The 12693-nt window shown below is 75.4% G+C and carries 10 protein-coding genes; 7 read left to right on the plus strand and 3 right to left on the minus strand.

Annotated features, from left to right (window positions below; all coding sequences use genetic code 11):
* Positions 1-41 precede the first annotated feature (41 nt).
* Entirely contained in the window at positions 42-3665 is a 3624-nt protein-coding gene (locus ACGH2B_RS26170) for a hydantoinase B/oxoprolinase family protein (protein ID WP_399094741.1), read from the plus strand.
* 148 nt (positions 3666-3813) lie between these two features.
* Here ACGH2B_RS26170 and ACGH2B_RS26175 read toward each other — a convergent pair whose 3' ends face one another.
* From ACGH2B_RS26175 to ACGH2B_RS26185, 3 genes are read right to left on the minus strand one after another with little or no spacing between them, the layout of a single operon-like run.
* On the minus strand, positions 3814-4683 hold the full coding sequence (locus ACGH2B_RS26175) for a biotin-dependent carboxyltransferase family protein (RefSeq protein WP_399094744.1): 870 nt from the start codon (positions 4681-4683) through the stop codon (positions 3814-3816).
* Positions 4680-5315: a 5-oxoprolinase subunit PxpB gene (pxpB, locus tag ACGH2B_RS26180; protein ID WP_399094747.1), complete on the minus strand. Its 636-nt coding sequence runs from the start codon at positions 5313-5315 to the stop codon at positions 4680-4682. Before pxpB ends, ACGH2B_RS26175 begins: the two co-directional genes overlap by 4 nt.
* On the minus strand, positions 5312-6091 hold the full coding sequence (locus ACGH2B_RS26185) for a LamB/YcsF family protein (protein WP_399094750.1): 780 nt from the start codon (positions 6089-6091) through the stop codon (positions 5312-5314). Before ACGH2B_RS26185 ends, pxpB begins: the two co-directional genes overlap by 4 nt.
* 254 nt (positions 6092-6345) lie before the next feature.
* On the opposite strand from ACGH2B_RS26185, the gene ACGH2B_RS26190 reads away from it, so the two are divergent.
* The 6 genes from ACGH2B_RS26190 (at position 6346) to ACGH2B_RS26215 (ending at position 12661) form a co-directional block, all read left to right on the plus strand.
* A complete protein-coding gene (locus tag ACGH2B_RS26190; RefSeq protein WP_399094753.1) occupies positions 6346-7089 on the plus strand; it encodes a GntR family transcriptional regulator in 744 nt (247 codons plus the stop codon).
* Between the two features lie 174 nt (positions 7090-7263).
* The gene (locus ACGH2B_RS26195; protein ID WP_399094756.1) at positions 7264-8019 is read left to right on the plus strand and encodes a DUF969 domain-containing protein; all 756 of its coding nucleotides are present in this window, start codon (positions 7264-7266) and stop codon (positions 8017-8019) included.
* Positions 8016-8984, plus strand: coding sequence for a DUF979 domain-containing protein (locus ACGH2B_RS26200; protein ID WP_399094759.1), 969 nt, complete (start codon positions 8016-8018; stop codon positions 8982-8984). The genes ACGH2B_RS26195 and ACGH2B_RS26200 overlap by 4 nt, the downstream gene beginning before the upstream one ends.
* An 87-nt stretch (positions 8985-9071) precedes the next feature.
* Positions 9072-9716 carry a pyroglutamyl-peptidase I gene (gene pcp / locus ACGH2B_RS26205; protein ID WP_399094762.1) on the plus strand — a complete coding sequence of 215 codons (645 nt, stop codon included), beginning with the start codon at positions 9072-9074 and terminating at the stop codon, positions 9714-9716.
* A 184-nt stretch (positions 9717-9900) separates the two neighbouring features.
* Positions 9901-11427, plus strand: coding sequence for a hypothetical protein (locus tag ACGH2B_RS26210; protein WP_399094765.1), 1527 nt, complete (start codon positions 9901-9903; stop codon positions 11425-11427).
* Between the two features lie 319 nt (positions 11428-11746).
* Positions 11747-12661, plus strand: a complete 915-nt coding sequence (locus ACGH2B_RS26215; RefSeq protein WP_399094768.1) for a hypothetical protein — start codon at positions 11747-11749, stop codon at positions 12659-12661.
* Positions 12662-12693 lie beyond the last annotated feature (32 nt).

Raw genomic sequence — 12693 nt, forward strand, 5'->3', positions numbered from 1 at the left:
CGTCCCCCGGTATGTCCGATTTCCGCTGCCACAATGGCCGGATGACCGGGCGCTGGGAGTTCTGGATCGATCGCGGGGGCACCTTCACGGACGTCATCGGGCGTCGGCCGGACGGGCGGCTGGTCACCGCGAAGCTGCTCTCGCACCACCCCGAGCGGTACCGCGACGCGGCCGTCGAGGGCATCCGGCGGATGCTGGGGCTCGCGCCGGGGGAGCCGGTCCCCGCCGAGCGGGTCGCCGTCGTCAAGATGGGCACCACCGTCGCCACCAACGCCCTGCTGGAGCGGACCGGTGAGCCGACCGTCCTCCTCGTCACCGAGGGTTTCCGCGACGCGCTGCGCATCGGGTACCAGAACCGTCCCCGGATCTTCGACCGGCACATCGTGCTGCCCGAGCCGCTGTACGAGCGGGTGATCGAGGTGCCCGAGCGGCTGGACGCGCACGGCGCGGTGGTGCGGCCGCTGGAGACCGGGGCGCTGCGCGAGGAACTGGCGCGGGCCCGCGCCGGCGGGCTGCGCGCCGCCGCCGTCGTCCTGCTGCACGGCTACCGCCACCCCGCCCACGAACGGGCCGTCGCCGCGCTCGCCGCCGACGCCGGGTTCGCGCAGATCAGTTGCTCGCACGAGGTCAGTCCGCTGATGAAGCTGGTGCCGCGCGGGGAGACCACCGTCGTCGACGCGTATCTCTCGCCGGTGCTGCGCCGGTACGTCGACGAGGTGGCCGAGCGGCTGCCGGGCATCCGGCTGATGTTTTTGCAGTCCAACGGCGGGCTGCGGCGGGCCGCGCACTTCCGGGGGAAGGACGCGGTGCTGTCGGGTCCGGCGGGCGGCGTGGTCGGGATGGTCCGCGCCGCCGCCGAGGCGGGGCCCGGCCACGACCGGGTCATCGGCTTCGACATGGGCGGCACCTCCACCGATGTCTCGCACTACGCGGGCGAGTTCGAGCGGGCCCTGGACAGCGAGGTGGCCGGGGTGCGGTTGCGCGCGCCGATGATGAACATCCACACCGTCGCGGCGGGCGGCGGCTCCGTCCTCCACTTCGACGGGCGCCGCTACCGCGTCGGCCCCGACTCGGCGGGCGCCGACCCCGGGCCCGCCTGCTACCGCCGCGGCGGCCCGCTCACCGTCACCGACGCCAACGTCATGCTCGGCCGGATCCAGCCCGGCCACTTCCCGGCGGTCTTCGGGCCGGACGGCGACCGGCCGCTCGACGCGGACGTGGTCCGCGCCCGCTTCGCCGAGCTGGCCGCGCGGGCCGCCCGGGAGAGCGGCGACGACCGCGGGCCGGAGGAGGTCGCCGCCGGGTTCCTGGACATCGCCGTGCTCAACATGGCCAACGCGGTCAAGAAGATCTCCGTCCAGCGCGGCCACGACCTCACCCGCTACGCGCTGACCAGCTTCGGCGGCGCCGGCGGTCAGCACGCCTGTGCCGTCGCCGACGCCCTCGGCATCGGCACGGTCCTGATCCCGCCGCTCGCCGGGGTGCTCTCCGCGTACGGCATCGGTGTCGCGGACGCCACCGCGATGCGCGAGCGCGCCGTCGAGACGGAGCTGGACGGCGCGGCGGCCGCGGAGCGGGTCCGGGCCGTCTGCGACGAACTGGCCGAGCTGACGCGCCGCGAACTCACCGACGAGGGGGTGCCCGCCGACAGCGTCACCACCCGCGCCCGGGTGCTGATCCGCTACGCCGGGACCGACACCGCACTCGGCGTCCCGCTCGCCCCGGTGGAGGAGATGACCGCCGCCTTCACCCGCCTGCACCGCGCCCGCTATGCCTTCACCATGGACAAACCGCTGGTCGCGGAGGCGGTGACGGTCGAGGCGACGGGAGCCGCGGGCGGTGCGGGCTCCGGCGCCGAGCGGCCCGGTCCCCGTACGGGCGGGATGCGGCCCGCCACCACGGTCCGGATGTACGCGGGCGGCGCCTGGCGCGAGACGCCGCTGTTCGCGCGGGGCGGGCTGCGGCCCGGGGACGCCGTCACCGGGCCCGCGCTGGTCACCGAGGAGGACGCGACGACGGTCGTCGAGCCGGGCTGGCGGGCGGTGGTCGGCGACGCCGGGCATCTGGTGCTGCGCCGTGCGGAGCCCCGCCCGGAGCGGGCGGCCGTCGGCACCGCGGCGGATCCGGTGCTGCTGGAGGTGTTCAACAGCCTCTTCATGGCCATCGCCGAGCAGATGGGCGTCCGCCTTGAGCACACCGCGCACTCCGTCAACATCAAGGAACGCCTCGACTTCTCCTGCGCGCTCTTCGACGCGGACGGCAACCTCATCGCCAACGCCCCGCACATCCCGGTGCATCTGGGCTCGATGGGCGAGTCGATCAAGGAGGTGCTGCGGCGGCGTGGCGCCTCTCTGCGGCCGGGCGACGTCTACGCGGTCAACGACCCGTACCACGGCGGCACCCATCTGCCGGACGTCACCGTCGTGACCCCGGTCTTCGACGACGCCGGGCGGGAGCTGCTGTTCCTGGTGGCCTCGCGCGGGCACCACGCGGAGATCGGCGGGATCACGCCCGGCTCGATGCCCGCGTTCAGCCGGACCGTCGACGAGGAGGGCGTCCTCTTCGACACCTGGCTGCTGGTCCGCGACGGGACGCTGCGGGAGACGGAGACCCGCGCGCTGCTGACGTCCGGCCCGTACCCTTCGCGGGCGCCGGACGCCAACCTCGCCGATCTGCGCGCCCAGATCGCCGCCAACGAGAAGGGCATCGCCGAACTCCGCCGGATGACCGCGCAGTTCGGCCTGGACGTGGTCCGCGCCTACATGGGGCACGTCCAGGACAACGCCGAGGAGTCGGTCCGCCGGATCATCGCCACGCTCTCCGACGGCGGCTGCGACTACGTCACCGACAGCGGCGCGCACATCAAGGTGACGCTGACCGTCGACCGGGCCGCCCGCACCGCGGTACTGGACTTCACCGGCACCTCACCGCAGCAGCCGGGCAACGACAACGCCCCGCGCTCGGTGGTGATGGCCGCGGTCCTCTATGTCTTCCGCACCCTGGTCGCCGAGGACATCCCGCTGAACAGCGGCTGTCTGAAACCGGTCGAGGTCCGCATCCCGGACGGCTGCATGCTGGCGCCGGAGCACCCCGCGGCGACGGTCGCCGGAAACGTCGAGACCTCCCAGGCGGTCACCGGCGCCCTCTACGCGGCCCTGGGCGTCCAGGCCGAGGGCTCGGGCACGATGAACAACCTGACCTTCGGCAACGACCGGGTGCAGTACTACGAGACCCTCGCCTCCGGTTCCGGCGCGGGCCCCGGCTTCGACGGCACCGACGCCGTCCAGACCCATATGACCAACTCCCGCCTCACCGACCCCGAGGTGCTGGAGTGGCGCTACCCGGTACGCGTCGACGCCTTCGCGGTGCGGCGCGGCAGCGGCGGCGCCGGGGCCCACCACGGCGGCGACGGCGTCGAGCGGCGGCTGCGGTTCCTGGAACCGATGACCGTCGCCCTGCTGACCGGCCACCGCCGCGTCCCGCCGTACGGCATGGCGGGCGGCGCCCCGGGGGCGCTCGGCGAGAACGTCCTGCGGCGCGCCGACGGCACCGTCGAGGAGCTGCGCGGCCGTGACACCGCCGAGGTGGGGCCGGACGATGTGCTGGTGGTGCGGACGCCGGGCGGCGGCGGGTACGGGGAGCCGACCGGGGCGGGCGGGGCGTGAGCGGGGGGCGTGCGGCCCGGGGCGCACGCCGGTCGGCGCGTTCCCGGGAGGCCGGTCGTGGCGCGGCCTCGCACCCGGCGCGGCTTCGCACCTGGCGCGGCCTCGCACCCGGCGCGGCGGCCCGCGCGTACGCCGGTGTGACCCGCCCTCACCCCCGGCGCAGCGGCAGGAAGCGGATCGGGGTGCCCGGTACGGCCTGGGCGGCGGCGGCCAGGTGGCGGGCGGGGACGACGCCGATCACCGGGTAGCCGCCGGTCGTCGGATGATCGTGCAGGAAGAGCACCGGCAGTCCGTCCGGCGGCACCTGGAGGGCGCCCAACGGCATGCCCTCGCTGGGCAGTTCGCCGGTCATGGCGCGCTCCAGGGGCGGGCCCTCGGTGCGCAGACCGATGCGGTTGCTCGCCGCCGAGACGCGGAAGCGGCCGGTGGCCAGGGTGCGGTGGCCGTGCGCGGTGAACCAGTCGTCGCGCGGGCCGGGCCGGTAGGGCAGCAGCAGTTCGGCGGGCGGGGCCGGCTGCGGGACCGCGTCCGCCCAGGCAGGGGCGGCGGGCGCGGCGCCGAGCGGCAGCGTCGTGCCGTCGGTGAGCGGGTCGCCGCCCAGCCCGGAGAGCAGATCGGTGGCGCGGCTGCCGAGCACCGGCCCGGTGGCGATACCGCCGCCGAACGCCAGGTACGAGCGCAGCCCCCGGGCGGCGGGCCCGGCGTCGAGGACCGCACCGGCCGGGACCCGGACCGGGGCGCCCCAGGCGGCGGGCCGCCCGTCGACGGTCACCGGGCAGGGCGCGCCGGTCACCGCGACGGTGACGGCGCGGCGCGTCCGGACGGCGCACCCGGTGAGCGTGGTCTCCAAGGTGGCGGCCGATTCCGGGTTGCCGACGAGGCGGTTGGCGAGGCGGTGCGCCGGGGCGTCGAGGGCGCCCGAGAGCGGAACGCCCAGATGCGCGTGGCCCGGGCGCCCGAGGTCCTGAACGGTGGTGAGGGCACCGGCGCGCACCACGAGGCAGGAGTGATCGGTCATCGGGCGGCCTCCGGGTCGCGGGCCAGGGGGACGAACCGGACCTGGGTACCGGGCGTGAGCAGGGCGGCGTCCTCCCGCGCCGGGTCCCACAACGCCGCGTCGGTGCGGCCGATGAGCTGCCAGCCGCCGGGGGAGGAGCGCGGGTAGACGCCGGTGTACGGCCCGGCGAGCGCGACCGCGCCGACGGGGACCCGGGTGCGCGGGGTGGCCCGGCGCGGGACGTGCCACTCCTCGGGCAGCCCGGTGAGGTAGCCGAAGCCGGGCGAGAACCCGCAGAACGCCACATGGAAGACGGTGGCGGTGTGCCGGCGGACGACCTCGTCCGGGGTGGTGCCCCACAGCGCGGCGACGTCGGCCAGGTCCGGGCCGTCGTAGACCACCGGTATCTCCACCCGCGGCCGGTCGGCGCCGGTGAGTGGCGGGATGTCCCAGGTGGCGAGGGCGGCGGCGAAGCCGCGGGGGTCGTCGAGCCCGTCCAGGAAGACGGTGCGGGCGGCGGGCACGATCTCGGTGACGGGCGGCAGTTCTCCGGCGGCGGCGCGCCGCAGCAGCTCGGCGTGGAGCGCGCCGACCTCGCCGTCGGTGTCCAGCTCCAGGAGGAGCCCGTGCGCGCCGACGGGCAGCGGCCTCATACGAAGCTCCGCACCACCACGCCGGCGGCGCCGAGTTCGGCCTTCACCCGGCGGGCGATCGCGGCGGCGCCGGGGGTGTCACCGTGCAGACAGAGCGACCGGGCGCGGACCGTGACCGGATGGCCGTCGCGGGAGCGGACGGTGCCGTCGCGGGCGATGTCCAGGGCGCGCCGCACGACCTCCTCCGGGTCCTGGACGACCGCGCCGGGCTCGCCGCGCGGGACGAGGGTGCCCTCGGCGGTGTAGGCGCGGTCGGCGAACGCCTCGTCGACGACGGGCAGTCCGGCCGCGCGCGCCGCCGCGTGCAGTTGGGAGCCGGGCAGGCCCAGGACCGGCAGCGATTCGCCCGCGGCGCGGATCCCGGCGACGACACCGGCGGCCTGTTCGGCGTCGTGGACGCAGCGGTTGTAGAGCGCGCCGTGCGGTTTGACGTAGGCGACGCGGGCCCCGGCCATCTTGGCGAAGACCTCCAGCGCGCCTATCTGGTACGCGATCTCGTCGGCCAGTTCGTCCGCGGGGACGTCCATGGCGCGGCGGCCGAATCCGGCCAGATCGCGGTAGGAGACCTGGGCGCCGATGACGACGTCGCCGGCGGCGGCGCGCTCGCAGACCCGGCGCATCGTGCCGGGGTCCCCGGCGTGGAAGCCGCAGGCGACGTTGGCGCTGGTGACGACGGACAGCAGGGCGTCGTCGTCGGTCAGTTGCCAGCGTCCGAAGCCCTCGCCGAGGTCGGCGTTGAGGTCGATGACGGCGGGCTGGACGGCGAGGTCACTCATGGGTGTCCGCTCCAGGGCTCGGTGGCAGGGGGCGCGGCGGCCGTCGGGGGAGCGGGGCGGGCCGGCGGTCCGGGGCCACGGGGCGCTCCCGGAGGGCACGGGCCGACCGGCGTCGCGCCCAAGGTAGCGATCGTTGAACGATCCGACAAGAGGTGTGTTGTTCCGATCCGGCTTCTGGGATTGACTTCCGACGGGAGAACGATCGAGGCGGCGCCCGGCACGACCGGCGCCACGGCGGAAGCGGGGTGGGCCGGATGGCCGGCGGAGCGGCGAAGACGGAGCGGCGGCGGCCGGTCGACATCGAGGCGCTGGCGGACGACCGGGCGCTGCTCGGCCGCTCCGGCACCGCCGAGCGGGTCGCGGACATCCTCCGCGACCGCATCACCGAGGGCTATTTCCCGCCCGGCGCCCGCCTCTCCGAGGAGAGCATCGGCGGCGCCCTCGGCGTCTCGCGCAACACCCTGCGCGAGGCGTTCCGCCTGCTCACCCACGAACGGCTGCTGGTCCACCGCCTCAACCGCGGCGTCTTCGTCCGCGTCGTGACCGTCGAGGACCTGGCCGACATCTACCGGGTCCGCCTGCTCATCGAGTGCGCCGCCGTCCGCGGTCTGGGCCAGGGGCCGTACGACGAGGGGGCGCGGGCGGCGATCGGGGCGATCGAGGCGGCGGTGCGCTCCGGCGAGACGGCGGTGCGCGAGCGCGCCTGGCAGGAGCTGTCCACCGCCAACATCCGCTTCCACCAGGGCGTCGCGGCGCTGGCGGGCAGCCCCCGCACCGATGAGCTGATGCGCGGGGTGCTCGCCGAACTCCGTCTGGTCTTCCACGTGATGGACGACCCGCGCCGCTTCCACGCGCCGTATCTGACCCGTAACCGGCAGATCGTCGAGGCGCTGGAGGAGGGCGACGCCACCGCCGCCGAACAGTTGCTCCGCTCGTACCTGGAGGATTCGCTGCTCCAGCTCTCCGGGGCGTACGCGCGGCTCATCGCCGAGGGGTGAGTGCGCGGGCGGGGGCGGCGGTGCCCGGGTCCGGTGGGTGACGGGGCCGGAGGCCGCCGGAAGTTCCCGCCCCCGAACCCCTTGTCGGATCGTTGAACAATCGCCTAGCCTCCGCTGCAATCCATTCAACGATCCTCACGGTCACGTGGGGTCCTGTACGCGGAAGGCGGGCCCATGATCGTGCTCCTCGGCGTGCTCGTGGTCGTGATCGGCTTCGCCACGAAACGCCACCCCCTGCTGGTCGTCGGCGCCGCGGGCATCGTCGCCGGACTCCTCGGCGGCCTCTCCCCCCAGGAGGTGCTGGCCGCCTTCGGCAAGGGCTTCGCCGACAGCAGGTCGGTGACGATCTTCGCCATCACCCTCCCGGTCATCGGCCTCCTGGAGCGCTACGGCCTCCAGGAACAGGCCCGCAACCTGATCGCCCGCTTCGCCAAGCTCACCACCGGGCGGTTCCTCGCCCTCTACCTCGGTATGCGGCAGATCGGCGCGGCCCTGGGCCTCACCGACGTCTTCGGACACGCCCAGACCGTCCGCCCGCTGGCCGCCCCGATGGCCGAGGGCGCCGCCGAGCGCCGCCACGGCACGCTGACCGACGCCGCCCGCGAACGGATCCGCTCGTGCGCCGCCGCGGCGGACAACGTCGGCCGGTTCTTCGGTGAGGACGTCTTCCTCGCCGTCGGCTCGATCCTGCTGATCACCGGCTTTGTCAACACCACCTACGGGACCCACCTCGAACCGCTCCACCTCGCGCTGTGGGCCATCCCCACCGCCGTCTGCGCGTTCGTCGTCCACGGCTGGCAGATGCTCCGCCTCGACCGCCGTCTGGAGCGCGAACTGCGCACCGCCGGCCTCGGGGGCGGCCGCCCCGCCGAGCCCGTCCACCCCACCGGCGACGCCGGGAAGCCCACCACGGCGGAGGCCACCGAATGATCAAGGCAGAGTGGTTCTACTGGCTGGTCGGCCTCAGCTTCCTGGCGATGGCCGGGCAGATGCTCACCGACCGCAGCAACGCCAAACGCGTGGGCACCGCCGCCTTCTGGGGCCTGATCGGCGCCGGATTCATCTACAGCGGCTGGGTCGTCGACGACCGTGCGCCCGCCGAGCCCCTGGGCGCCGCCGTCCTGGTCATGGTCCTGCTCGCCGGTTTCGGCTTCACCGGACGCGGCGCACCGCGCACCACCACCTCCGCCGAACGCACCGCCCACGCCGCCCGCTTCGGCAGCCGCCTCTTCGTCCCGGCGCTCACCATCCCGGTGGTCGCGCTGGTCTGCGCCGTCGGCGTCGCCCGGCTGCGCATCGGCGGTGAGCCCGTCCTCCAGGAGGGCAGCGAGACCATCCTCGGGCTGGGCATCGGCTCCGCCGTCGCACTCGTCGTCGCCATGGTCATGCTGCGCGAGAAGCGGCTGTCGGTGCCGGTCACCTCCGGCCGCTCGATGCTGGAGTCCATGGGCTGGGCGATGCTGCTGCCGCAGATGCTCGCCACACTCGGCGCCATCTTCCAGGTCTCCGGCGTCGGCACCCAGGTCGGGAAGATCACCACCGCGGTGCTGCCCGACGACTCCCTCTACATCGCCGTCGTCGTCTACTGCCTCGGCATGTTCGGCTTCACCCTGATCATGGGCAACGCCTTCGCCGCGTTCCCCGTCATGACCGCCGCCGTCGGCTGGCCCGTCCTCGTCGAGCACTTCCACGGCAACGCGCCCGCCGTCCTGGCCCTCGGCATGCTCGCCGGTTTCTGCGGCACCCTGGTGACCCCGATGGCCGCCAACTTCAACATCGTCCCGGCCGCCCTCCTGGAGCTGAAGGACCAGTACGGGCCGATCAAGGCACAACTGCCCACCGCGGGCGTCCTGCTCGGCTGCAACATCGTGATCATGGCGCTCTTCGCCTTCTGACCGAGCCGCCACCGGCCGGGCCGCCCCACGGCCCGGCCACCCGGCCGCCCGCCGCACCGGGCGGCCGCCCCCACCGAGGAGAACCGCATGACCCGGGTCCTGCTGACCGGCTTCGAACCGTTCGACGGCGAGAAGACCAACCCGTCCTGGCAGGCGGTCCGCGCCGCCGCCGCGCAGCCGCCCGCCGGGCTGGAGCTGCGCACCGCCGAACTCCCCTGCGTCTTCGGCGAGGCCGCCCGCGTGCTGCGCGCCGCCGTCGCCGAGCACCGGCCCGACGTCGTCATCTGCGTCGGCCAGGCCGGCGGCCGCCCCGACATCACCGTCGAACGCGTCGCCATCAACCTCGACGACGCCCGCATCCCCGACAACGCGGGCGCCGCCCCGATCGACGAACCCGTGGTCGCGGACGGCCCCGCCGCCTACTTCGCCACCCTCCCGGTCAAGGCGTGCGTGGCCGCCGTCCGCGCCGCGGGGCTGCCTGCCTCCGTCTCGCACACCGCCGGCACCTTCGTCTGCAACCACGTCTTCTACGCCCTCGCCCACCTCATCGCCACCGAGCTGCCCGCCGTGCGCGGCGGCTTCGTCCACGTCCCCTACGCCCCCGAGCAGGTCACCGGCCGGGCGCAGCCGTCGCTGCCGGTCGAGACCGCCGCCCGCGCGCTGCGCGAGATCGCGGCGACCGCCGCCACCACCCGCGAGGACCTGCGGCTGCCGGGCGGCGCCACCCACTGACCCCGGCCCGGTCGCGGCCCGGCGGACCGTGGGCGGGGCCGCCCGCCGGTGCTGTACGGGTACGCGCGGTCACCGGCCGTGGGCGGCCCGTCCACACCTGCTGACCGGCCGGAACGCGCCCCCGCGGGAGCCCGGAGCAGCGCCGTTTCGTCCGTTGTCAGTGCGAGCGCTTACTCTGTGCGACGTGACTTTTCCAGCTCCGGGGGCCGCCGCGCCCCAGCCGGCCGGGACCCACCGGCCCGCGCCGGGCCCCGCCGCCGACGAGGGCCTGGCCCGCCGCCTGCGCGCCCTCGCGTGCACCGCGCCGCTGCACGACCTCGACGCGCGCAAGGCCAACCTCGCGGGCGAGTACGGCGGGTACGCCATGGCGGAGGTGGCGCTCGCCGTCATCGACCTGGTCACGCTCCACATGGACTTCGACACCGGCGCGGACCACGAGGAGATAGTGGCCCGGGTGCTGCCCCGCATCGCCGCCCAGGCCCCCGGCCGCCCCGCCGCCGAGCACGAGCGCGTCGCCCGCTGGGTGCTGGAGAACCTCCTCAACGTCGGCAGTGTCGACCGCGGCTTCCGCGCCGTCTACGGCACGTTCGACACCACCGGCACCTACGTCCGCCGCGACTACGACTTCAAGCTGATCGAAGAGGTCCCCGGCGCCGGCGGCGCGGTCTTCCTGCGCGCCACCGACGAAGCGGTCAACGTCCTCGTCGGCGCCCTCGACACCGACGTCACCAGCGCCCAGATCGCCGCCGAGGTCAAGCTGGAGGTGCTGATCAGCCGCGGCCGCCTCGCCGACGCCCAGCTCGCCGCCGAGCAGGCCCGCTACCGCACCGTCCAGTACGCCGAGACGCTGCGCCGCACCCTCGACGCCACCCGGCGCAACGTCCGCGCCGTCGACTGGCTGGAGACGGTCCCCGACATGATCGCCGAAGCGCTCGATCACGTCGCCGACCGCTACCGCCACGAGAACGCCATCCTCACCAACATCCGCAAGGCCCGCGACGAGACCGAGGAGCCCGAGCACAAGCGCCGCGCCGCCGAGCTGGTCGACATCGTCAAGGACTGCATCCGGCGCCACACCCAGCTCCAGTCCCGGCTGCTGGAGGCCGGGCCGCTCTTCCGCGCCGAGCAGGACCGCCAGGCGTTCGCCGCGCCCACCGCCCGCTCCGGTCTCGACCTCTACGGCCAGCTCGTCGCCCCGCTGCTGCCGCTCCCCACCGAGCAGGCCCGCCGCGTCACCGACGCCTTCTTCACCCACGGCACCGGGCTGCGCACCCCCGCCGCCGTCCGCGTCACCGACCTCGTCGAGACCCTGCTCACCCCGCCCGCCGAGCGGGAGCACCTCGGCGCCGAGATGCCCGAGCCCGATCTCGTCGCCACGCCCGACGACAGCCGCTTCAGCGAGGCGCAGCTCGACGCCGCCATGGCCCTGCTGGACCTGCCCGCCGACGCCCCGCGCCGCCTCTCCGGTCTGCTCGCCGACGCCCGCCGCACCGGCGATCCGGACCTCGCCTACCTCGTCGCCCTCCTCGCGGTGCACGCCGCCAGCCCCCCGGTCGGCACCGCCTACCGCCAGGGCGAGGCCCAGCTCCTCTTCGCCGTCGACGACGGCGAAGAGCTGACCGACCCCGAGTTCGGCGGCGCCGACCTCATCGTCGGCACCGCCCTCCTGGACGCCGCGGGCATGGCCGCCGACCGCTCGGAGGTGGCCTGATGCCCGCGCCCCTGCCCGTACGGGACCGCCACCGCCCACCCGCCGGACGGCCCGTGTCCGCCGCGGCCCGCGGCTCCCGGGCATCCGCCCCGCGCGGCCCGGCCCGCCCGGTGCCGGGCGCCGATCCGGTGGCGGGCGCCCCCGCCCCGTACGCGACGGCCCTGAGTACACCGGCGCTCGCCCCGTACGCGACGGCCTCGTACACGGCGTCCCCGTACGCGCCGCCCCCGGCCCGCCCGTCCGCCGTTCGCCGTACCCGTCACACCCGTACGGTGTCCGCCCGCCCCGCCCCGTCCGTCCCCCGCAAGGAGCCCCGACCGTGACCGAGTACGCCGCCGACGAGGCGCCGCAGCCGGAGCAGGCGCCCGCGCCCGGGCGGGGCGCCACCGCGGACGGGGCCGCCGCGGCGCCGGTCACCCCCGCCGACGCCGCCGACGCGGCCCGGCTCGTCGCCTTCGGCCTCCAGCCCAAGCTGCTGCCCGCCCGCGACGCCGAATACGCCGAACTGCTGCGCCGCCACCGCGACGACCCGGCCTTCGCCCGGCTCGCCGACGCCGTCGCCGCCGGGCTCGGCCTCGTCGTCCTGGAGGTCTCCACCCGCGCCGGGATGGCCGTCACCGCCGCCGAGGACTCCGTCTTCGCGGTCCGTATGGGCGACTACGCCCGCCGTGCCTCCGCCGACTCCGCCGACCGCTTCCTGCACGGACTGGCCCACCTCGCCGTCGCCGCCCTCGCCTTCCCCCGGCCCGAGGACCTCGCCGACGACGGCTACATCGGCCGCCTCACCGTCAACGGCGTCGACGCCTTCGTCCGCCAGGCATGCCGCCGTCTGGAGGAGCGCGCCGCCGAGAGCGGCGAGAACACCGACCCGGCCACCGGCGCCCCCGGTCTGGAGGCCGCCTGGCGCGTCTACGCCCGCCGCAGCGCCACCGGCGCCACCAAGGACGCCCGGCGGCTGGCCGGTTCCACCACCGGCATCATCGCCAAGGCCGTCACCTTCCTCGTCGACTCCGGCTTCCTCCAGCGCACCGGCGACGACGCCGGCGGCACCTACCGCACCACCGCCCGCTACCAACTCCAGGTCCGCGACCTGGCCGGCGGCGCCGCGATGAGCGAACTGCTTCAGCTGGGCGTCGTCCCCGTCGCCGACGGCACCGCCTCCCTGCTGCCCGGCGAGGAGAGCGACGCCCTCGACCTGGTGGCCGACGCCGGCCTCCCGTTCCACACCCCCTGACCGTCCGCCCGCCGCCTCCCGCCCACCCCGAC

This window comes from Streptomyces sp. BBFR2, assembly GCF_044497305.1.
In the GTDB taxonomy this organism is placed as follows: domain Bacteria; phylum Actinomycetota; class Actinomycetes; order Streptomycetales; family Streptomycetaceae; genus Streptomyces.

Bases quoted from the DNA above. Each gene is read 5' to 3' on its own strand.
- ACGH2B_RS26195 (WP_399094756.1), top strand. From the start codon at position 7,264: ATGATCGTGCTCCTCGGCGTGCTCGTGGTCGTGATCGGCTTCGCCACG.
- ACGH2B_RS26200 (WP_399094759.1), top strand. From the start codon at position 8,016: ATGATCAAGGCAGAGTGGTTCTACTGGCTGGTCGGCCTCAGCTTCCTG.
- ACGH2B_RS26170 (WP_399094741.1), top strand. From the start codon at position 42: ATGACCGGGCGCTGGGAGTTCTGGATCGATCGCGGGGGCACCTTCACG.
- pxpB (WP_399094747.1), bottom strand. From the start codon at position 5,315: ATGAGGCCGCTGCCCGTCGGCGCGCACGGGCTCCTCCTGGAGCTGGAC.
- ACGH2B_RS26175 (WP_399094744.1), bottom strand. From the start codon at position 4,683: ATGACCGATCACTCCTGCCTCGTGGTGCGCGCCGGTGCCCTCACCACC.
- ACGH2B_RS26190 (WP_399094753.1), top strand. From the start codon at position 6,346: ATGGCCGGCGGAGCGGCGAAGACGGAGCGGCGGCGGCCGGTCGACATC.
- ACGH2B_RS26185 (WP_399094750.1), bottom strand. From the start codon at position 6,091: ATGAGTGACCTCGCCGTCCAGCCCGCCGTCATCGACCTCAACGCCGAC.
- pcp (WP_399094762.1), top strand. From the start codon at position 9,072: ATGACCCGGGTCCTGCTGACCGGCTTCGAACCGTTCGACGGCGAGAAG.